This is a genomic window from Ectobacillus funiculus, from assembly GCF_004138295.1.
Lineage (GTDB): Bacteria > Bacillota > Bacilli > Bacillales > Bacillaceae_G > Ectobacillus > Ectobacillus funiculus.
This window is the reverse complement of sequence record NZ_SCFM01000004.1, coordinates 237729-259601: the sequence shown is the minus strand read 5'-3', so window position 1 is coordinate 259601 and position 21873 is coordinate 237729. Positions and strand designations below refer to the sequence as shown.

Below are 21873 nucleotides of genomic sequence, written 5' to 3'. Positions count from 1 at the left end.
TTAGGTTCTATATAGATACTAACGCTCTCATGTATGTCTATAGGTAAGAAAATTTGATGCAAGAAAGAAGGATTAACTATGTCAAAGCAACAAATTGGGGTCGTCGGTGTTGGTGTTATGGGTAAGAGCCTTGCGCTGAACTTTGAGAGCAAAGGCTATTCCGTTGCCCTCTACGATATTTCAGAGAAAAAAGTAAATGAAATTCTCAAGGAACATCATGATAAAAATCTTGTAGGGACACATAAAATTGAAGATTTCATTAACTCCTTGGAATCCCCTCGTAAAATTCTTCTGATGGTGAATGCAGGAGATATTACAGACAAAGCAATTGATTCTTTATTTCCTTATCTAGATAAAGGAGATATTTTAATTGATGGCGGCAATACGTATTTCGTCGATACAGTTCGCAGAAATAAACGTTTGGCTGAGAAAGGTATTCATTTTATCGGTGCAGGTGTTTCTGGGGGACAAGAGGGTGCATTAAAGGGACCATCAATTATGCCTGGGGGACAAAAAGAAGCATACGAACATGTGAAGGAGATGCTTGAGGGTATTTCTGCGAAGGTGGATGGCGAGCCGTGCTGTTCCTATGTAGGGCCAGATGGCGCAGGCCACTATGTAAAAATGGTTCATAACGGAATTGAGTATGGAGATATGCAGTTAATTTGCGAAGCATACTTTTTCTTAAAACAAACATTAAATTTAAGTGCAGAAGAATTTCATCAGATCTTTACAGAGTGGAATCAAGGCGAACTGGAAAGCTATCTCATTGAGATTACCGCCAATATTTTCACAAAGAAGGATGAAGAAACAGGCAAGCCGTTAGTAGATCTGATTTTGGACACGGCGGGACAAAAGGGAACGGGAAAATGGACAAGCCAGAATGCGCTTGATTTAGGATCAGCGCTTCCGATTATTACAGAATCCGTTTTTGCCCGTTATCTATCTGCTGTAAAAGAAGAGCGGGTGCATGCGAGCGAAGTATTATCTGGTCCTACAGAAAAAGCAGCACTTGCAATTGGAAAGGAACAATTGATTGAAGCGGTACGCCAAGCTTTATATATGAGTAAAATTTGTTCATATGCGCAAGGACTTACCCAATTGAAGGATGCCTCAGAGCAATATGACTGGAATCTTGACTTGGGAAGTATCGCTATGCTATGGAGAGGCGGATGCATTATACGGGCAGGATTTTTACAAAATATCAAGGAAGCGTATGACCGTAATCCGAGCCTGCCAAATCTTCTGCTTGATCCGTACTTTACAGAAATTGTCGGGGCCTATCAGGGAGGACTACGACAAATTATTGCGATAGCAGCGCAGCAAGGAGTTCCAATCCCTGCATTCTCAGCAGCTTTATCGTATTATGATAGCTATCGCACGGCAACCTTGCCTGCAAACTTACTGCAAGCGCAGCGAGATTATTTCGGGGCACATACGTATAAACGAATAGATAAAGAAGGTATCTTCCACACGAACTGGATTTAAAAAGCGGAGAACGAAATACTAGAAGGAAGAAGTGACGGACGTTTGAAATGGCTTTATGTCCGCTCACTTCTTTCTTCTGTTTAATCTACAACGCTGCCATACCGAGTGTGATCCGTTCATACGTAACATCAATCCTATTAGCTTGCTTATAGCAAAGAAACCTTGGCTGTTAGGCTTCTTTACAAGATTTTCGTTTATTTAAAAGAAAGGCGGTAGGCTCTTACGATGATACCGTCAGCTGCAGGCTGAAAATCAAATTGAGGCAGCCGTTCAAAACCGAACTGTTCATATAAATGGATTGCATTTTTCATAAACTCTCCAGTATGTAATCCGATTGAACGGAAGCCTTTCGATTTCGCTCGTTGAATACATTCAGAAATTAAAGCGGCTGCGACTCCTTTCCCCCGAGCCTCTGGCGTTACCGCAAGCATCCGTATTTCAGGATAATCCAACTCATCAATCAAACCGTCATATGCATCAGTTTTCGCTGGAAATAAAACAGCGCTGCCTACTACCTTACCATCTAGTTCGGCAACCAATCGTTCAACACCTGCTTGTGTATCTGTGTCCGATACTATTGCTTGTTTTAGAGCGTTCCAATGCCCCTCTGGAAGCACTTGTGCATATTCTTTATAAGCGTTAATTCTCTGTTCTTGAATATAAGATAATTCGCCTTTTAGAGCATCTCGTATCCTCATAATCTACCAACTCCTTCGTAATATGTTTTGGTCCTATGAAAAAATCCTTTGAAAAGTTATATTCTATTTACATCTATAAGGAACTATAGCATAGGTAGTGTTTATGCTCATACCATTTTTGGGAAAATAGATAAATAAAGCTATTGAATTTTACCAAGAAATAGGGGAGAACATTCCCTTCTCAATTATGTGAAGGAGCGTTAGCAAGTAAGTGGCGGATAGTTCAGGTTAGTGTTTTGGTGTCTAAGTTCTGTTATAAAAACAGGTGAAATAAAGGTGGGAGATGCACTCTCCCTTTTGGAATAAAGCCTGTCCTCGATTGAGTTGTTGTTCTGTGAAGGAGTATGACAGACCATTTTTAGAACGGTGGATTAGGGAGTTACTAGTAGGGAGAATTTATCTCGGCAGATTTATTCGTTTTCCTTTGATTACAATGTCTCACCGGTTTGATAAACAACACTGAAAAACGTACATAAAACATAGCAGCAATCATTTCTTATTTATGTTAGGAGAAGAGATAATGAACAAATTCATTAGCATACCGATATTAATGATACTAGATATTCAAAAAGGCTTCGACGATCCCTAGTGGGGGAAGCGAAATAATCCTCAAGCCGAGGAAAATATTTTACGATTGCTAACAGAATGGCGTAAACGTAAGTGGAAAATCATTTATTCCAAACATTTATCTGTTTTGCCGCAATCACCGCTCTATCATAAAAATAAGAATGCAACAGACATTAAGGAGGCGCTTCAGCCTCAAGAGGGTGAAGTCATTTTTATAAAAAATGTAAACATTGCTTTCATTGGTACTGAAGTAGAATCTTACTTACGAGAGCAGCAAGTTAAATCAGTTATTATGACAGGCCTTTCGACACAGCATTGCGTTTCTACAACTACCCGGATGAGCGGGAATCTGGGTTTTGATACGTATGTGGTCTCTGATGCAATCGTGGCCTTTGAGATAACCGATCACAAGGGTACTCTCCATTCTCCTGATGCAGTTCAAGAAGTAGAACTTGCCACCCTGCATAAAGAATTTGCGACAATACTAACGACTGAGGAAATTTTGAGTCAATTGGAGAGCTTATGATAAAGAAGCACAAAAAGCACAGGATGATTATGCGCTTTTTTCTTGCTTATAAATAATCATCTTAGTTTTAAAAATTTTAAGAAACGGTGGTAGGGACACTTTGACAAGGATGAATCATCATCTCTTAAAAAATATTGCTTCCACTCATAGTTATCCTCTTTACCGTAGCTGTTTAAATTAGGGTGAATAGGGATGAAATCATAATTCTCTAACCGGTTTCTTACCATAGTTTTTATTCGTTCGGCATAGGAGGGTGACTTATTAAATTCCTGTAATACCCATCTAGGTGTAATGGCGAGCATCATAAAGTCAAAATGTCTGCTCTTTCTATTTTCGTGAGATGGGGTCGCACAATACATGAAATATTGTTCTCCATGATAACAGAATTCCCAAATAGGATCATGTGGGTCAGTCGGAATGTCTGTTGGCCATTCTATATCGTCTATCGCACTTAGTCCGCTTAGTTGTTGCCAGAATAGTTGTTCATATTGTTCAACATAGTATGTTTCTTTCATATCCTGTGGTGTTTCATAAAATATGATGAGGGAAGTATAGTTGCCAAATTGTCTTGAAGTTTGAGTGAACACGCTTAATAGCTCAGCAAGCTCATGTAATGTAGAATCTTTCCTAGGATCACCTATAAAGCCATAACGCAGTTGATTTAAGGAGAAGCCGATTGTAGCTGGTATACAAGGAAAGGGTTTCTGTTTATCAGTCATTTTTACCTCAAACTTTTCTAGGGCAGCCCTTTTCCAGTCATCGAGTTGATTTCTAATAGGTTGATAATCTGTATATAAGATTTTAATAATAATCACCTCACAATAACTTCTATAATGTATTCGAGGCAGGGATAATTGGGAGGATGTCCGTCTATATTTGGGCATTCATACCTGAACACCTAACAGATTCCTTGTTTATACTGTTACTAAAAGACGTTGCTTGCTTCAGTCTAGAGGGATAACTGTATTTTAAATCCATCGCGCTGGAGATTTTGAGCTATCGGTTCCAAATCAGGTCTATGGTTGCGGGGTTTCAAATATAGAGGAAATACTACCTTGAACAGACTACCTACTAAAAGAATTAAAAAGAAGATATATAAAAATATGCTCAAACATTCTCTCAGAAAGTCATAACCCTTCGTGTTTGGTATTAACCTTATAAAGGAGGGATGCTTATGAGCTTTAGAATGAAAGTCGTCCGTACCTTTAGCAGCCAACATCATATGACAACACATCAATATTCAAAAACTAAAAAGCTCGTCCTAGGCAGTTTGTTGGGGGCGATAGCAGCGATTCTTCAATCTGCAGGGTTAATTGCTGGAATTGGATATGTTTTTAGTATGTTAGCGACGGGTCCTATTGTTCTTGCGACTGTTTTATCTGCTCGCATTGGATTTTTGACATATATATTGACCTCTTTATTGTTGGTAATTATCCAGCCCACTGAAGTACTTATTTTCCTTTTTACAACTGGGCTCTTAGGTGTTAGCTTAGGTATGAGCTTTAAATTCGTAAAGAATAGTGCATTGGTTTATTTGATAGCAGGAGCATGTCTGACATTTGGGATTGCTATTTTACTGTATGTATTCCAATTTCCTATTCTAGGCCCTTCAATTACAACTCAAGTAAACGGAAAGGTTATTCTTGGCTTACTTATCTTTTCTGTTTTGTACAGTGCGGTATGGATGAAGATATCTGTGTTAGGTATGAAGAAGCTGAATAAAAAGATGCTCAGAAACGTGACTTTTGAAAATCAGTAAGGACTTGCAGAGGCTGTACTAGCAATCATCCGGCCTTTTATAAATTGGAGAGAACCAAGCGATAACTGCTTGGTTCTTCTTGTTGGGTTGGATGTATAGTTTTAGTATGAAAAGGCTACATACTTTGGTGGATCATCTTCGATTCGAAAGAAATGTATGTTAAAGAGAAACAATAAAACTGTAGCACACTGAGCCGTGTGTATAATCCGTTGTATTACTAATAGTTCAAATTAATCGCAGTTTTAGCATTTTTTACATCATTTGATAATAGAGCTTTCAAGTCTTGAGCTGGATACATCCCTTTTTTGTGCATATAGTTAAAAATTGTCTCATGCCAGCGGATCGCTCCCATTAACTGTTTTGTTAATACTTCCCGCAATTGTGGTGTGGCTGTTTCTGTAATTGCGGTTGCATAATTTTTCACAGAAGACTTAGCAGTTCCTAATAATTCACCCGCATAAAATCCTGTATAGTCTTGTCTGTCTTCCTCCTCATCTCTTGCTCCTTGGATGTCTGAAATGAAGGGCAGAAGCTCTTGTAAATTCCCTTCAATTGTCTGGATGGATACTTTATATAGGTTTTTTAATTCCGGTTCCGTTACACTACCAATTGTTTTTTTTAGTTTAAATAAACAAGTTGCATTGGAAGCAATCAACTCATGAAGCTCTAAGGTTTCATGCCAAGCCAAAGATTTTGCCCTGTTATCCATATCGTTCCTCCTAACCGAATTTCGTGGTAGTGTATGCTCGAATAGAAAAATGGGTGCCTGTATTGCTTAGACGGTACGACCTGAATACAAGCTTATCTAGGTTCTATTTATGGACACAGCCTAGTGAGGTCAGTACAATGAAGGATAGAAAGGAGCGGTTATATGAATTTTAATTTAAAAGAAGCTATGGAGGTTCTGGAGCGCACACCACAAACATTGGAGTGCTTTTTATCTGGTTTATCTGATGAATGGCTAAAACGCAATGAAGGGGAAGGAACTTGGAATGTCTCCGAAGTGATTGAGCACCTCATTGAGGGGGAGAAAACGAATTGGATACCAAGGTTAGAAATGATTCTTCAGGAAGGTGAAAGCAGACCCTTTCCCTCATTTGATCGTTATTCGCACTTAAATGAAACGTCTGAAGGATCCATTGAGCAAAAGTTGCTTGAGTTTAAAATGATTAGAAAACAAAATATAAACAAGCTTAAAGTTCTAATCAAACCTGAACTGCATCTTGAATTGACGGGTGTACACCCTGCATTCGGTGTAGTGAAGGTAAGAGAGTTGATTTCTACGTGGGTTGTTCATGATTTAACACATATTGCTCAAATTGTACGGGTGATGGCTGAGAGATATCGGACGGATGTGGGCCCTTGGAAAGAATATTTAGGTATATTGAAAAAGGAATAAGGAACACTCAATCCATTAATCGATAGCTACGCAGCATGATGCGGGGGCAAATAGAGCATCTGGTACCCCTTGTTTAATGGTTGTTATTAAGATATTGGCAATGAAACAATAGTTAGCAAAACACTTAGACACTCGCTCGAGTACTATGAGCAAAATGGTAGAGCGATTAGAGAAAAGCAGGATTGTCTATCGAGCATCTAGTCAAAAAGACACACAGATCAAAATAGTTGTCTTTAGTGAAAACTGAGAAAGATTATCGTGGCAAGGGAAAAGCTATGGGTAGATTCTCTAGCATAACCTTTTCAATACTTTCCGAAGAAAAAGGAAACTTTTCTTACTCGATAGAAAAGTTGGTATGTTATATGCCAAAGAAGAGAGAAAATATAAAAACAATCTGATGCAACAGTCCTTTGAAAGGGAGGTGTGCAGTTTGAACTGGAAAAGAACATTAGTCATTTTATGGATATCTGATTTATGCTGTGCGATGGGAATGAGTTTAATTTTACCTTTCCTTCCTTTGTATATTGAACAATTAGGGGTTCATCAAGTGGAAGCAGTGGAACGATGGACGGGCTGGATTTTTGCCTCTCAATTTATTGTTGCTGTCTTCTTTCAACCTCTTTGGGGATCAATGGCAGACAAGTATGGTCGAAAGGTCATGCTCTTGAGAGCTGGATTTGGGATGGGGATTGTTACAGCCTTGATGGGGTTAGTGAATCATCCTTGGCAATTACTTGTCTTGCGGATGATTAACGGGGTTTTCTCCGGATTTATTTCTATGTCGGTTTCTCTTCAAGCTTCCGTTACCCCCAATGAACAGTCAGGTCGGGCATTGGGTACTTTACAGACAGGGCTTATTGCCGGAAATTTGTTAGGTCCTTTAGCGGGCGGGATTTTAGCTGAGAAAATAGGCTATCATCATATCTTCTTTTTAACAGGCGCTTTTCTCTGTACAGCAGGTCTCCTCATCCTGTTCTTTGTACATGAAGAACATCAACCTGTGGCACAAGTAAAGCAGAAAAATAAAGTAAGCTGGGAAATGATCAAACCATTACTTCCAGTTTTTATTGCTTCCTTTGTTACGAATGTAGGAATGATGAGTATTGAACCGTTAGCCACAGTCTATGCTAAAACATTATATCACGGTGTGCATTTAGAATTTTTCTCCGGACTTGTTGTTTCAATTACAGGAATGGCTAATCTTATTGGAGCGCCTACTTTAGGGCGAATTGGCGATAAAATTGGTCAAAGAAAGGTATTAGCCTTTGCTTTATTGATGGCTGCTCTTGCATTTATCCCGCAAGCATTAGCAGGGAATCTAACCACCTTATTGGTTGGACGCTTCCTTCTGGGGTTATTTATCGGAGGCATGGTACCTTCTCTTAATGTTTTAGTAAAAAAATTGGCTCCGACTGAAATTCAAGGTACTGTCTATGGCCTCAACAGTTCTTCGCTTTTTTTAGGGAATTTTGTCGGACCTCTAATCGGCAGCCATGTTGCCGCTACATGGGGAATACGGTCTGTCTTTTATGTTACAATGAGCGTTCTCCTCATTAATTCTGTTGTGGTTTATTTTAACCGCTTCCTAGAGCCTAATGTATCTAGAGAAAGGAAAATGGCTTCTTAAAAAGAGCGAAAACCCTGTTTAATGAAGTATATCTGCTGCTGATCTGTACTAAAATTTGTGAAAGCATGTTGTTTTGGTGATTTTATTAAGGCCCATGTTGAGAGGTTGAATGATTACTGAGCAACATTGTAGTGAGGGAGGAGTACTTTTCACATTATGTAAATCACTGGTATATAGTTGTATAATACAAATAGTGGAGAGTTGTGTTGTCATACAACTATTTGCAAATAAAGTTGGTTTTTAACACTTTAAGAAAGTATAAATTTCTAGCAGGGAGACCATTCGACGTAGTGAGGAATTTTAGGAACAAAGTATAAGTGCAACTACGCCTCTGTCTTCGCCTAACGGCTCGCAAATCAGCGAGTTTTCTCTAGGAATCCTGAAAGAAGTCCCTTCCTCAAGCATGTGAAGGGCACAGCAGCAAGCGGAACAAACACTGGAAACGGATCTGTTCCAAACAGGTAACAGCAATTGGGGCTTCGGAAAACTGAAACAGAAGGAGCAGGAGCGCAGGGACAACCATCCAAACGATAAAAGATAGAGACATGACTTATACCTTTAGCCTTTATACTAAAGAAAATACATAGTGAACGAAGTTCTTTTGTTGAGCCAAATGGTATAATAAATTGGAAGAAGTAGACACTAAAAGGGGTTTCCTTATGCCCATATAGAAGTAGATAACTACAAAACTCATTTGAGTTGTATTTATGCAAAAGAAAAAGCTGAAAGAATAAAGGGAGATACGATGACCGAGAAAGAAGGAATCATAAAAGCAGGATGGAATTTAGACAATAGTTATTCCCGTTTACCGAAATCATTTTTTTCAAGCCTCAATCCAAACCCTGTATGCTCACCGAAGTTGGTTATTCTGAATAGTGCGCTGGCAGCATCCTTGGGGTTGAATGCCGAGGCTTTGCAAAACAATGATAGTGTAGAGGTATTTGCTGGAAACCGCGTCCCAGAGGGAGCTTTTCCGCTTGCGCAAGCTTACGCAGGTCACCAGTTTGGACATTTTACGATGTTAGGAGACGGCCGGGCTCTGCTGCTTGGCGAGCAGATTACTCCTGAAGGCAATCGGGTTGATATCCAGCTCAAGGGTTCAGGAAGAACGCCATACTCCCGCCGAGGCGATGGCCGGGCGGCACTTGGACCGATGCTGCGAGAATACATTATTAGCGAAGCGATGCATGCGCTTGGTATTCCTACTACCCGCAGCCTAGCAGTAGTAACAACCGGTGAGTCAATATTCCGTGAAACAGAGCAGCCTGGTGCAATTTTGACCCGTGTGGCCGCCAGCCATCTGCGTGTGGGCACTTTTCAATATGCTGCAAACTGGTGCACTGTCCAAGAGCTTCAAACCCTTGCTGATTATACATTAGAAAGACATTTTCCAGGCAGTGACACTGCCTCAAACCGTTATCTTTTCCTGCTTCAGGAAGTGATGAAGCATCAGGCCGATTTGATTGCCAAATGGCAATTGGTTGGTTTTATTCATGGAGTGATGAATACCGACAATATGGCTCTTAGTGGAGAAACGATTGATTATGGTCCTTGTGCCTTCATGGATACGTATGATCCAGCAACGGTGTTCAGCTCCATTGATGTGCAAGGTCGCTATGCTTATGGCAATCAGCCATATATTGCCGGTTGGAATCTTGCCCGATTTGCAGAAGCACTATTACCGCTGTTACATGATAATGAAGATCAGGCTGTTGAACTGGCTCAGAATGAGCTTTCGAAATTTATCGAGTTGTATCATAATACCTGGCTTAGAGGAATGAGAGCAAAGCTGGGAATATTTAATGAAGAAAAAGAGGATGAGTCCTTGATTGAGGGTCTCCTCAGTATGATGCAGGAGCATCGTGCAGACTATACAAATACCTTCCGTGCATTAACCTTTCATACACTAGAAGATACCGCCCTGTTCGGAATCCCGGAATTTAATCAGTGGTATGAGCGATGGCAAGCAAGGCTAAGCAGGCAGCCGGAATCAAAAGACTCCTCGCATGAGCTGATGCGAAACAGCAATCCTGCAATAATCCCTCGGAACCATAGGGTAGAAGAGGCGCTGGAAGCTGCGGTGGAACAAGGAGACTATAGCGTTATGCAGCGGCTGCTCCATGTTCTTTCAAGCCCTTATGCACACTCATGTGAACAGGCTGAGTATTCTACACTGCCTGCGCCATCAAATCGTCCTTACCGAACTTTTTGCGGTACCTAATATAAAAGCATTGAGTATATAGAAGGATATTTGCAGATTAAAAATGCTAATTGTTTTGAAAAAGAGGCGCTGCCCGCTGTATGGGGAGCGTTTTTTCTCACACTGTAGGAAGGTGTAAATTTCCAGAAGGGTATTTCGGATTCATACCAAATTCCCTCCCAGCCTCTTTTTCAGGTTGGTATATTCTGAACAAATAAATGGGTGAATGTGGGAATGCTATGAGGAATACCACCATAAATACTTATATATGAATTAATGTGAATGTGAAGGAGGTCATTCCAATGGTTTCGAAAGAAATACTGGATGGCTTTGAAATATACACATTACAAAACGAGAAGATGACTGCATATTTGTGTCCGGCACTGGGCAACAATTTGTATAGATTATGGGATCAGGTTACACAAAGTGAAGTGCTAAGGACACCAAAAAGTCTTAATGTGTTAAAAGAGAAAGCCATTTACTACGGTATACCTGTTTTGTTTCCGCCAAATCGAACGCGTTTTGGCCGTTTTGAGTTCCAAGGAAGAGTCTATCAATTGGATATTAACTGGGAAAACAAGCATAATAACCATGGATTTCTCGCGTGGCATCCATGGAAAGTAGCAGCCACTATGCAAATTGGTAACAGTCAGTCTGTCACTTCGACATTTGCTACGGTGGATTTCCCAGATGTTTTGCGACAGTATCCTCATGATTTGTTTTTTAGCATGACATATGACTTAAGTGGAAGTACGTTAACACAAAAAGTAAGCATTACAAACCGAGGAACAGTAACCGCGCCTGTTGGCTTCGGATTGCATCCATGGTTTCATATTGGTTATGAACCGGAAAAATGGATGTTTACACTTCCTGTGTCCTATGAGTGGGAGTTAGATTCTGAATTAATGCCAACAGGTAAATTGATGAACCTGGGTTCTTATGAATTATTAACTCAAGGGATGAATGTAAAGTATGTGGAAATGGAGAAGTTGTTTTCAATCGGCAGTCACCCCCATATGGCCGTGCTTTCCAGAAAAGATTATGAAATTCGAATCCAAACTTCTGAATTATATAAGTACTGGCTTATATATACAATGGGAGAGACTGATAAAATTATAAGTATTGAACCTTATACTTGGGTAACAAATGCGCCAAATCTCTCTTTGCCCCCTGAGTTAACCGGAATAATAGCTCTTCGGTACGGTGAAACAATAAAACTTACAACTACAATAGATATTACGCATCAAAGTGATAATAGCCATTGTAATAGTCAATTCTGTAAACCTCAATTTTTAGCATTATGCAATAGTCAAGATAACCATGTAATACTCCACAAGGACATTGACCAACAAAACCATAACCAAAATCAAAGGAAAGACTCCCCTTATAGTTATTACAATGAAAAATACCGTTCCCAGCTCCACTTTTCTCCAGAAAGAAATTGGATAAATGATCCCAATGGTTTGGTTTATTATAAAGGAAAATACCATATGTTTTATCAATACAACCCTTATGGTGACAAGTGGGGGAATATAAGCTGGGGGCATGCGGTAAGCAAAGATCTTGTACACTGGGAACAGCTTCGGGTTGCCTTAACACCTGATGGACTCGGACTGATATTTTCAGGAAGTATTGTAGTGGATAGACATAATACAAGTGGGTTATTTAAAGAAAGCTCTGAAGGTTTAGTCGCAATATATACTAGTGCAGGAGAAATGCAACAGCAAAGTCTAGCTTATAGCACGGATGAGGGAATAACATGGACTAAATACAAAGGTAATCCAGTTATTCCAAACCCAGGAATAAAGGACTTTAGAGATCCAAAAGTTATGTGGTATGAGAAAGAATACAAGTGGATTATGGCTTTAGCTGCAGGAGATCATATACAGTTTTATTCTTCTAAAAACTTAACGGATTGGAAATACATGAGTAGGTTCGGAGAAAATGAAGGATCTCATGGAGGTGTTTGGGAAGTTCCAGAATTGATTGAACTCCCTGTTGATAATGATCCGAACAATACCAAATGGTTATTGAAGGTCGATATAAATCCCGGATCTGTTGCTGGAGGTTCTGGAGGACAGTATTTTATCGGGGCATTTGACGGTATGAGGTTTATCAATGAAAATCCTCCGAATGAGATTCGCTGGGTAGATTATGGAAAGGATTTTTATGCTGCTCAAACATGGTTTAATACGGGTAGCCGAAAAATTTGGATTGGTTGGATGAACAATTGGCAATATGCCGATGTCACCCCCACTAATCCGTGGAGGGGTGCAATGTCTCTTCCAAGGGAATTAGCATTAAAAACATTTCGGGGAGAAGGAGTTAAGCTGATTCAAATGCCGGTTAAAGAACTGAAAGGAATTCGAAAAAGTCAATATCAATGGAAAAATGAAAAGGTAATGCCTGGGAAAAACATTCTTTCTAATATTAATGGTAAAACAGTTGAAATTGTAGCTGAATTTGAGTTGGGATCTGCTTCTGAGTTTGGGTTTAAAGTAAGAAAATCAGCCGCTGAAGAAACTGTTATAGGATATGATACAGAACGGCGCATCTTGTTTGTAGATCGTACTTGTTCAGGAGAATTTATTTTTTCTCCTGCTTTTGCAGGGAGACATGAGGCTATTTTGAATCCGATTCAAGATGGAATAAAGCTTCACGTTTTTGTAGATTGGTCCTCTGTTGAGGTATTTGGAAATGATGGAGAAATTGTTTTTACCGACTTGATTTTCCCGAATCCATCAAGTGATCGGATAGAACTGTATAGCAAAAATGGATATGTTAAGTTGAGTTCTTTAATAGTGAATGAATTAGAGTCCATCTGGCAGTAAGAAAATCGGACGCAGATTGGATAGGAGAGGGGAGAGAGTTACCCTCTCTTTTTGGTTTACACTTTAAGAAAGTATAAATTTCTAGCTGGATGGCCAGTTCGACGTAGCGAGAAATTTTAGGAATAAAGTATAAGGGCAACTACACCTCTGTCTTCGCCCGGGGAGCAGGGCTCGCCAATCGGCGACTGTTCTTTACGGTATGATTTCTGGTTGTTGTGTAATGTTAATGGTATGTAGATAAACAAAAAATAATGGATCTTTGCGTTGGTAAAGCTGGCAATAAATACATTGCAAAAACGTATTTAAAAACTTAAATGTTTGTTGTATACTGACTAAGCAGTGAACGAAATGCTTTAAATACATGCCGCTTAAATCGGTAAGGCATGATTGAATAAACATCGAAGTAACTGCTTCAGCGTACTCATCGAGCTGCTGTTTGAAATAGCCTTTTTGAGATGAGGACGATGAGAAAATTAGTAAGTGGTTGGGGGCAAGGCCTCTAGCTCGCACCATTGTTATCATGCGACCGTGGCGGAACGGCAGACGCGCTAGGTTGAGGGCCTAGTGAGAGCAATCTCGTGGAGGTTCAAGTCCTCTCGATCGCATATGTCCTGCAATGTTCGTGATCCCTACATGTTTTAAACCGTAAGATTGATTCGGGATTCCTAATGTATTTGACTGATGCCACGCCTACTCGTTTAGGATCGCAGGAAGGTCAATATGCGGAAACCCACCTGTGAGAGCGGGTTTATAAAACATCTGGGAACACGGCATATGGTGGGAATGCCTTTAAAAAAGACATAGTTTATTCTATATTAAATACATACCGTGATAGGCGGGGAGATAGCGGTGCCCTGTAACTCGCAATCCGCTCTAGCGAGGCTGAATTCCTTTCAGCGGTATGATGGATGTAAGGCTTGCCTTATATAAGCGGTGTTGACCTTTGGAGTCCTCGCAACAGAACCCCATGAATTTGGTCAGGTCCGGAAGGAAGCAGCCATAAGTGGAATGTTCTGTGTGTCGCAGGGTCGCTCTGAACGAGCTGGCTGTATAAGTAACACTTATGTCATCATATCAATGAAAGGTTCACGGTGTTTCACTCATTTGGGGCCTTAGCTCAGCTGGGAGAGCGCCTGCTTTGCACGCAGGAGGTCAGCGGTTCGATCCCGCTAGGCTCCACCATAAGTATTCCGCAATAGCTCAGCGGTAGAGCAATCGGCTGTTAACCGATAGGTCGTAGGTTCGAATCCTACTTGCGGAGCCAAATAGAGAAGTACCCAAGTGGCTCAAGGGGCTCCCCTGCTAAGGGAGTAGATCGGGTAACCGGTGCGAGGGTTCGAATCCCTTCTTCTCTGCCATACATATGATGATTTTTAGCTATAAGATATGAGGATCACAGCAATCATCATATGATAAGAGTGATGTTTTTTCTAAGGTTTCCTTTATTAAAAAGGGATTGCATGAAAGAAAAAGACATGTTATATTGTTCTTCCGCCAATGAGGGTTCATACGAAATGATGGTTGGAAAGAAAAAGAAATAAATTTAAAATCTATACATTTAGTTTATGTGTTTTGATGAATTCAATTTTTTTAAACATTTTCTGGAGGGGTAGCGAAGTGGCTAAACGCGGCGGACTGTAAATCCGCTCCCTCAGGGTTCGGCGGTTCGAATCCGTCCCCCTCCACCATCGGATTTGAATAAGATGTTTGAAGCTTGCGGGTGTGGCGGAATTGGCAGACGCACCAGACTTAGGATCTGGCGCCTTTGGCGTGGGGGTTCGAGTCCCTTCACCCGCACCATTTATAATTGTATATGATATAGTGTTTGTCATGCGGAAGTAGTTCAGTGGTAGAATACAACCTTGCCAAGGTTGGGGTCGCGGGTTCGAATCCCGTCTTCCGCTTTTATGCCGGTGTGGCGGAATTGGCAGACGCGCACGACTCAAAATCGTGTTCCTCTGGAGTGTCGGTTCGACCCCGACCACCGGTATTATTTACGAAAGAAAAATGAGAGTGCTCGTCATCTCAACATTTTTAGCGTTCCTGCTTTGGGCAGGGACGCTTTTTTTATTTCCCTGAAAATTAATAACGAATAAGGTCAAATCTGGCGCACCTGCTAAAGTGCAGTAGATGCTTGTATAAACAAAATTCAAAAGGTGGATTATATTGATGTAAGATAAGCAGACCTTCTAGTATTATAAAGGGGTTCCTTGCCATTCATGCTTAATATAGGATTGAAACATTTCTTTTTACCACTTACAACAGCGTTAACAATTAAATATGCAGAAGGTATATAATCATGAAAAAATATTTAGACATTTTGATTAGATTAGGCTTTACCTTACAGGTAACGAAAACCGCTCTTGCAGCAGCAGTATCCTGGTGGGTTGCCACACTATTATCCCAAAACCAATACCCATATTTCGCCCCGCTAGCTGCCATTTTAACTTTACAAGTAACTGTTGCTGACTCCTTGAAAAAAGCCTCGTATCGAATAACAGGAATTATCTTAGGTGTGGTAGTTACTGTATTAATCAGTCATTGGCATACCTTTGAAATCAGTGTTGGCACGATCTTTATGCTCGTACTTATTGCAATGACGATTCCAACAGCTATGCATTTAAACCCACAGATTATATCACAGGTTGGGGTTAGCGCATTATTAGTATTTGCTTTTGGCCAACATCAAGGATATGCAGCAGGAAGAATCATTGAAACCATTATCGGATCAGGAATAGCCATTATCATTAATGCATTTTTGTTCCCTGCTAATACGATGCCAGCCGCCGAGCAAAGCATCCTGGTACTTAGTCAACTCTCTTCAAGCGTTCTCAAGAGTTCAGTAACCTTATTGAAAGCAACTACTGAAAAAACCCATACAGAACGAAATAACATCAGGGATTTGGTGAAGGAAACAGAACGATGTATTCAAACCGTACAATTAACGCAGCAAAGTCTAAAATATAGTCCGTTTCTCATGAAGGTAAGAATACGATTAACGCATATTACCTTAGGAATGAATCAATTAGAAGATGTTACAATACAAGTCCGTGACGTATATAGAGGCTTGTTCGACTTACGTTCCGCAAAGGAGTTTCAAAATGAGTATGCACATATAGAAGGAGTGAAGCCTGCTATAGAATCAACAGCTTCTTGTATTGCTTATTTTGGAAAGGTAATTATTGAATCTTCGAAAGAATCTTTGTCTACGCTTATGACTAACATTGAAGGGGCGCGTTCTATTCAGTCGCGGTGCCTCTCAGATATACGGAATGTAGAATCTCTGCCCATACTGCGAGATTTAGGGGGAATTCTTACTGACTTAAGCCGTATATTGAGAGAATTAGAAGAAGCAGCTTTAGCTTTGACAAAAAACAACGGTTAAAATGACATCCATTACTGTTTCCAGCAGCCAACAGATAGACTGATAAAAGCTCCTGCTTCTGGTAAAATACCGTTCCGATAACAGGTCCGTATTGATGAGTCCAGCGCATAGTAGTTATAAGATCTGCCTATGAAAAGTTTTTTGAAGATGGGGCCTATACAGGCTTCTACAGTGCAGGCTGTAATTTTTACTTAAGCTAATTACAAATCAATACGCTCAGAATGTATTGATACTAAAGAGAATAGTAGATTCAGGCAAGTCTGAAACATCTCCAAGGAGAAATCGAGATCCTGTCCATGCAAGCGTGGAACATGTATGGTTTACCTCCGAGCAGCGGTTATCTTCATAGCACACGAATATACATGCAATGGGAATGGATGAAAAAGAGGTTACTCCATCATAACGAAAGTGGGGAGGGAGAAAATTGAAGCATCAACAGCTTATGAAGGATGGTAAGTTAAAATATAAGTTTGTTAAAGAATTTGAGGTTGAGGGTGATGCAAGACAGTTGGAAGCAAAACTTATTAAGCAATATAAAAAGTTAGGTCAAGCAAAATTCAACAAACATTGTTGACAAAAACAGGGGGCAGGTGCATAATTATCCATAATCTTACGCGTCGTTTTTTAGGAAAATTGAACAAATGTTGATTTGCCAATAGTCGGTGTGGGGTAGGTAGAGAGTTACGACTCAAAATCGTGTTCCTCTGGAGTGTCGGTTCGACCCCGACCACCGGTATCAACATAGTCAGAAAACCAGTAAAGTCAATGGAATACGAAATAAATTAGAATCCATCTGTAACATCCAAAGAAAAATTCGATCGTCAGTTGACAATCGAATTTTTCAACAATGTGAAAAACCTCGCAAAAGAATGATGCGAGGTTTTTGCATAGTTTTTAGCAGAAGCCGTAGCCGCCATAGCCACCGTAACCGCCGTGGCCGCCACAAAAACAAACTGCACCGATAATGATAAGTAGGATAAAGAGAACAATGATTAATGCAAATCCATGACCAAATCCATGTCCATGTCCATAACCAATTCCACACTCTGTTCCAACATTACTCATACATATTTCCCTCCTTGAGATTAAGGAAGGAGGTTCAACTACAGTATTTCCTATGGGTTATTTCACTATATTCCCCGCTGCTGTATCTTGTTACATTTCGTGGGCAAATGATGAAATCGCCTATTTTTTTGACAAATAGAGCTCTTATAAATTAATTGGAACGGAAATATGCAACTGACATACAAGCTGCTCACTATCCACGATCGGCTTTTGATGCGCTGCCAGTTTCGCTTGCGGAAGATTTTGTAACTCCAGTAATTTCTCCGAAGAATAATTTACGACACCAAGACCAATTGTTTCATCATTGCTATCTGTAATCTTAACAACTTCACCGTGATTGAAACGGCCTTTTACCTTCTGGATATGCGGAAGAAAGAGGCTTCCTTTCTTTTTCATAATAGCATTTTTAGCCCTCATATCCACAATCACTTCCCCACGCGGGCCAGAATTAAAGGCAATCCATTGCTTTTTCAAGTTTAGATTCATAGCACTGGTCGTTACTTCAAAGTAGGTTCCTATTGCTTTTTGGTAAACTGCATCATATAAAATATCCGGAGTGCTTGCTTTTCCCAGGAAGGAGGGAATGCCGGATGCTATTGCAATTTTAAAAGCATCGATTTTTGATTTCATTCCGCCGGTTCCGATAGCACTCCCCGCTGCACCAGCAGCCTGTTCTATGTCTGGGGTGATGTTATAGATCCTTTCGAATCGCTTTGCGTGTGGATGCTTTCTTGGATCAGCATCATATAGGCCATCGATGTCTGATAAAATAATTAACATATCAGCATCCACAAGCCCAGCGACTTTTGCGGACAAGGTATCATTATCGCCAAATTTTAGCTGATTTATGGCTACAGTATCATTTTCATTGATAATGGGAACAATCCCGCGCTCTAGCAAAATGTTAATCGTATTTCGGACATTGTTGTAACGATCTTCGGCAGAAAAATCATCTCTAGTTATTAGGATTTGGGAGGCAACATAGCCATGGGATAAGAAAAGCTCTGAATAAGCCTCCATTAAAAGCCCCTGTCCAATAGAGGCAGCAGCTTGTTTTTCTATCAGAGCAGTTGGACGTTGCAGGAACCCGAGCTTTCGATAGCCAGCTGCAACTGCACCTGATGAAACGAGGAGAACTTCATGTCCATTATCTTTTAAACGTACCACTTCATCTACTAATTTTTCTAGCTTCCTACGACTAATTTGACCGTGTTGGCTCGTGAGCGAGGTGCTGCCAATTTTCACAACCACTCGCTTATTCGTCGTGTCGGATATCATGTAATCACTCCTATCGTTTTTATACAGTCTTTGTTTCTTTCCTAAGCTGTGCACTAATTTCTTGTGACCGCTTTGCAGCACCTTTGACAGCTTGAGCAATCGCTCTTCCGCCTCCGTGTTTTTTGAGGGCTGCTAATCCAGCAGCAGTCGTACCATTCGGAGATGTAACTTTTTCCCTGAGCTCAGCGGGTGTGTCGTTTTGCTGCATGATCATTTTAGCAGCACCGAGAATTGTTTGTGCTCCGATGTTACGCACCACTTCGCTGTCTAATCCGGCTTCCTTTCCGACTGCTTCAATATGCTCCATCAAATAATAAAAATAAGCAGGGCCGCTTCCAGCAATGCCTGTAAAAATATCCATATGATTTTCATCAATGATGTATACTTCACCTAAACATTGCAATAATGTTTGCGCATACGCGACATTGTTTGCAGTCGTATATATTCCTGCCGAGATAGCGGTGGCCGATTCTTGGATCATCGCAGAGGTATTGGGCATTACGCGAATAACTTGTTGATCTTCATGAAGATAGTTCTCGATGTAAGCTGTGGAAATTCCTGCTAATACAGATAGGATCAACTGATTAGGCCGTATGTGGTGCTTGAGGGATTGCAGGACTGTTTGCGCGTGTTTTGGCTTCATTGCCAAAATAAGCACATCTATCTTATCAAATGATAGGTGCTCTTGTTTTATACCTTGTATTCCGTATTTGTTGTGAAGTTCCACTAATCGTTCTGTATTGCTTCGGTTCGTTACAATGATATGATTGGGAGGAGTTTGTTCTGTGGCAACGATACCAGCAATCATCGCTTCTGCCATGGAACCAGCTCCTAAAAAAGCAATCGTTGGATTCTTGGCCATCTCATCACTCCTGTTTTGTGATTCGTATGTTTTGAAGAGAACAATTATGCTTAGAAAAATCAAAGAAAGGTTAATTTTCCATTTTTTTCTAATTGCATCTGCGCTGTAATTTATCTTAACATTCTCACATTTGTTGTCAAGGGAGGGAGGGGATAACGGATTATATAAATGTAATGATATTGATTGGTGCAGCACTAGCTGTTTATATGTCAAAAATATCGTGATATTTTATGAGATGGGTATGACATAATTGTCTGAATATTTTTAATTCGATTTATTTTGAAACCGTTTTCTTTTCTTTGATCATGGGAGATAAGTACGTTGATACAGGCTTAAGAAAAGAGGAGTAAAGCTTGCAAACAGAGATACTTCTTGTTAGGATAAATAACCATAAGCTGTTGGGAGGATTATACAGCTAGGCTTTTTTCTGTAAAGGGTGATAAAAAAAGATAAGGGAGAGATTTTTATCAAATTTTTTCCCTCCATCTCTCTTGTAAATTACTTCATTTACTTTTTTTCACCGAAGCTAACGTTGCCTGTTTGGGAATTTCAATCCAGCTATTTTTGGAAGCCTCAATTTGTTGAGATGTATAAATCCCTGTATGTCCTGAGAATAAGTAACTAACAATACAGGCAATGAATAAATTACACTTGCTTCCGAACCAAAGAGCTCAATTTCCATAATAAAACATGCAATCGGTGTATTCGTTGCTCCGCAAAATACGCCGATAAAATAACAAGGTGTGGTACGTTTTATTGGAAAAGCCTGCAGAAATATGTTGTTTGATTTCTTTTAATGTTCGCTCTCCTTTTTTACTTAATGTTGCTCGTTTTCGATAAAAAAATGGATTCCTACTAGGAAAGTCCATTTCAGGTCACATCTCTAGTAGGAGTCATCAGCCCCGTTTAGAAAGGCTCTTAGTGTGCCCTTACGGCGTGGGTGCAGTTCATAACAGAAATATTAATACCCCTTTACATAGTCAACCAAGTTAATCCTAGGTATTGCTCCCTTGACGTAGTCACGTAAATTTGGAATGAAAATATCCTCTATTACACGTTTGTCATAATGCTCTGTTGAACCGGCCGTATGAGGAGTAATGATGACATTTTCCAACGTCCATAATGGGCTTGCTTTAGACAATGGTTCTGTTTCAAATACATCTAGCCCAGCACCAGCAATTTTCTGTTCCTGCAGTGCTTGGATTAAATGCTTTTCCGAAATCACTTCGCCGCGGCCGATGTTGATCAGGAATGCGGAAGGTTTCATAAGGTGAAATTGCTGCGGACCGAATAGATGATAGGTTTCTTTTGTAAGCGGTAAGGTCACAACCACGTAATCACATTGGGGAAGGATTGTATTCAATTGCTCAGATTTGTACATCTCATCAACATAATCCTCCGGTTTGCCAGAATGGCGCAATCCAATGACCCTCATGCCAAAGGCTTTGGCGATTTTAGCAGTTTCCTTACCGATGGCGCCGACACCAATGATACCAATCGTTTTTTTATGCATTTCCAGTGATAAATTAGAATGATGCCATGTGTGTGTCATTTGGTTTCGAACGTATGTATGAATTTTTCTCGTTAATGCTAGCATTAAGGCAAAAATGGTTTCCGAGATGGGATACGCGTGCACACCATTGGCACTTGTTAATACAATCGCCCTTACTGCCAGTTCCTCTAGGGGTAAGCTGTTCACACCAGCACTCCAGCTTTGCACCCAGCGTAGCTTTGATTCCTCCAAAAGGCATTGCTGTGCCATACTTTTTCTCCAACCAGCAATAATTTCAGCATCCAGTATATGGTTCTCCCAAATAGAGCTGTCTTTGCCCGTAATAATATCCCAATCGGGTATAATTTCTTGAATGCTTTGATAATGAGCCTGACTAACAGTTTGGGTAATTACAAGCTTTCTTTTTTTCACAATATCACCTACGTTTTAGTTTTTGGCCTGTACGAATTTCTTGCTGAGGGGGAGTCTTATTTCATTCTAGCATAAAATACAGAACATTTAGAAAATTGAAGGCTTGATAAAATGAATAGGGATAAAATCTATATAAGTTGAACTAAATATTTTCTCACAATCCCATTGCAGCACAAATTCATACAGAATACAGTGCCTTATAAAGGCAATTTGAATGATGATTTAGTCACTGAATAAGAAGGTGTAAGAATTAAATTCAACTTA

General features: G+C 40.2%; 16 protein-coding genes, 9 tRNA genes, 2 other RNA genes and 2 pseudogenes. 20 read left to right on the top strand and 9 right to left on the bottom strand.

Features of this window, described 5'->3' with window-relative positions; translation table 11 throughout:
• Positions 1–78: 78 nt before the first annotated feature.
• On the top strand, positions 79–1488 hold the full coding sequence (gene gndA, locus EP737_RS02760; protein WP_129726381.1) for an NADP-dependent phosphogluconate dehydrogenase: 1410 nt from the start codon (positions 79–81) through the stop codon (positions 1486–1488).
• Between the two features lie 194 nt (positions 1489–1682).
• Here gndA and EP737_RS02755 read toward each other — a convergent pair whose 3' ends face one another.
• Complete coding sequence (locus EP737_RS02755) at positions 1683–2186, bottom strand: GNAT family N-acetyltransferase (RefSeq protein WP_129726380.1); 504 nt, start codon at positions 2184–2186, stop codon at positions 1683–1685.
• A gap of 613 nt (positions 2187–2799) precedes the next feature.
• Between EP737_RS02755 and EP737_RS02750 the strand changes: the two are divergent.
• A pseudogene (locus EP737_RS02750) lies at positions 2800–3279 on the top strand (isochorismatase family protein); the annotation flags it as partial.
• Between the two features lie 56 nt (positions 3280–3335).
• Here EP737_RS02750 and EP737_RS02745 read toward each other — a convergent pair.
• Positions 3336–4085 (bottom strand): YqcI/YcgG family protein, encoded by a 750-nt coding sequence (locus tag EP737_RS02745; protein ID WP_425455839.1) that lies wholly within the window; start codon positions 4083–4085, stop codon positions 3336–3338.
• A gap of 368 nt (positions 4086–4453) precedes the next feature.
• Between EP737_RS02745 and EP737_RS02740 the strand changes: the two genes are divergently transcribed.
• Entirely contained in the window at positions 4454–5038 is a 585-nt protein-coding gene (locus EP737_RS02740) for a YybS family protein (protein WP_129726378.1), read from the top strand.
• 217 nt (positions 5039–5255) lie between these two features.
• Here the strand turns inward: EP737_RS02740 and EP737_RS02735 are convergent, their stop codons facing one another.
• On the bottom strand, positions 5256–5747 hold the full coding sequence (locus tag EP737_RS02735; protein ID WP_129726377.1) for a spore coat protein: 492 nt from the start codon (positions 5745–5747) through the stop codon (positions 5256–5258).
• A gap of 162 nt (positions 5748–5909) precedes the next feature.
• Here EP737_RS02735 and EP737_RS02730 point away from each other — a divergent pair, with 162 nt between their 5' ends.
• The 4 genes from EP737_RS02730 (at position 5910) to EP737_RS02715 (ending at position 13095) form a co-directional block, all read left to right on the top strand.
• A complete protein-coding gene (locus EP737_RS02730; protein ID WP_129726376.1) occupies positions 5910–6437 on the top strand; it encodes a DinB family protein in 528 nt (175 codons plus the stop codon).
• A 430-nt stretch (positions 6438–6867) separates the two neighbouring features.
• Positions 6868–8064, top strand: coding sequence for an MFS transporter (locus EP737_RS02725; RefSeq protein WP_246040159.1), 1197 nt, complete (start codon positions 6868–6870; stop codon positions 8062–8064).
• A gap of 745 nt (positions 8065–8809) precedes the next feature.
• Complete coding sequence (locus tag EP737_RS02720; protein WP_129726375.1) at positions 8810–10285, top strand: protein adenylyltransferase SelO; 1476 nt, start codon at positions 8810–8812, stop codon at positions 10283–10285.
• 281 nt (positions 10286–10566) lie between these two features.
• Complete coding sequence (locus EP737_RS02715) at positions 10567–13095, top strand: aldose epimerase family protein (RefSeq protein WP_129726374.1); 2529 nt, start codon at positions 10567–10569, stop codon at positions 13093–13095.
• A 192-nt stretch (positions 13096–13287) separates the two neighbouring features.
• Here the strand turns inward: EP737_RS02715 and EP737_RS25930 are convergent, their stop codons facing one another.
• Positions 13288–13608, bottom strand: coding sequence for a hypothetical protein (locus tag EP737_RS25930; RefSeq protein WP_205650867.1), 321 nt, complete (start codon positions 13606–13608; stop codon positions 13288–13290).
• Positions 13609–13617: 9 nt separating this feature from the next.
• On the opposite strand from EP737_RS25930, the gene EP737_RS02710 reads away from it, so the two are divergent.
• The 13 genes from EP737_RS02710 to EP737_RS25400 all read left to right on the top strand — a co-directional run bounded on the left by EP737_RS02710 (position 13618) and on the right by EP737_RS25400 (position 17216).
• Positions 13618–13700, top strand: a tRNA-Leu gene (locus tag EP737_RS02710).
• Positions 13701–13883, top strand: a non-coding RNA gene (ssrS, locus tag EP737_RS02705) — 6S RNA.
• Positions 13884–13921: 38 nt separating this feature from the next.
• Positions 13922–14187: signal recognition particle sRNA large type (gene ffs / locus EP737_RS02700), an RNA gene on the top strand.
• 14 nt (positions 14188–14201) lie between these two features.
• Positions 14202–14277, top strand: a tRNA-Ala gene (locus EP737_RS02695).
• Positions 14278–14284: 7 nt separating this feature from the next.
• A tRNA-Asn gene (locus EP737_RS02690) sits at positions 14285–14359 on the top strand.
• 3 nt (positions 14360–14362) lie between these two features.
• Positions 14363–14453: transfer RNA gene (locus tag EP737_RS02685), tRNA-Ser, on the top strand.
• 245 nt (positions 14454–14698) lie between these two features.
• Positions 14699–14783, top strand: a tRNA-Tyr gene (locus tag EP737_RS02680).
• Positions 14784–14811: 28 nt separating this feature from the next.
• Positions 14812–14895: transfer RNA gene (locus tag EP737_RS02675), tRNA-Leu, on the top strand.
• 32 nt (positions 14896–14927) lie between these two features.
• Positions 14928–14999: transfer RNA gene (locus tag EP737_RS02670), tRNA-Gly, on the top strand.
• A gap of 5 nt (positions 15000–15004) precedes the next feature.
• A tRNA-Leu gene (locus EP737_RS02665) sits at positions 15005–15085 on the top strand.
• 309 nt (positions 15086–15394) lie between these two features.
• Positions 15395–16480 carry an FUSC family protein gene (locus EP737_RS02660; RefSeq protein WP_129726373.1) on the top strand — a complete coding sequence of 362 codons (1086 nt, stop codon included), beginning with the start codon at positions 15395–15397 and terminating at the stop codon, positions 16478–16480.
• A 424-nt stretch (positions 16481–16904) separates the two neighbouring features.
• Positions 16905–17054: a hypothetical protein gene (locus EP737_RS25405; RefSeq protein WP_165350682.1), complete on the top strand. Its 150-nt coding sequence runs from the start codon at positions 16905–16907 to the stop codon at positions 17052–17054.
• 84 nt (positions 17055–17138) lie between these two features.
• A tRNA-OTHER gene (locus EP737_RS25400) sits at positions 17139–17216 on the top strand.
• Between the two features lie 158 nt (positions 17217–17374).
• On the opposite strand, the gene EP737_RS02655 is transcribed toward EP737_RS25400, so the two are convergent.
• The 5 genes and pseudogenes from EP737_RS02655 to EP737_RS02635 all read right to left on the bottom strand — a co-directional run bounded on the left by EP737_RS02655 (position 17375) and on the right by EP737_RS02635 (position 21609).
• The gene (locus EP737_RS02655) at positions 17375–17545 is read right to left on the bottom strand and encodes a YjcZ family sporulation protein (RefSeq protein WP_129726372.1); all 171 of its coding nucleotides are present in this window, start codon (positions 17543–17545) and stop codon (positions 17375–17377) included.
• Between the two features lie 144 nt (positions 17546–17689).
• Positions 17690–18823, bottom strand: a complete 1134-nt coding sequence (proB, locus tag EP737_RS02650; RefSeq protein ID WP_129726371.1) for a glutamate 5-kinase — start codon at positions 18821–18823, stop codon at positions 17690–17692.
• Between the two features lie 19 nt (positions 18824–18842).
• The gene (proC, locus tag EP737_RS02645; protein ID WP_129726370.1) at positions 18843–19685 is read right to left on the bottom strand and encodes a pyrroline-5-carboxylate reductase; all 843 of its coding nucleotides are present in this window, start codon (positions 19683–19685) and stop codon (positions 18843–18845) included.
• A 503-nt stretch (positions 19686–20188) separates the two neighbouring features.
• A pseudogene (locus tag EP737_RS26165) lies at positions 20189–20418 on the bottom strand (voltage-gated chloride channel protein); the annotation flags it as partial.
• A 228-nt stretch (positions 20419–20646) separates the two neighbouring features.
• On the bottom strand, positions 20647–21609 hold the full coding sequence (locus EP737_RS02635) for a D-2-hydroxyacid dehydrogenase (RefSeq protein WP_129726369.1): 963 nt from the start codon (positions 21607–21609) through the stop codon (positions 20647–20649).
• Positions 21610–21873: the final 264 nt, after the last annotated feature.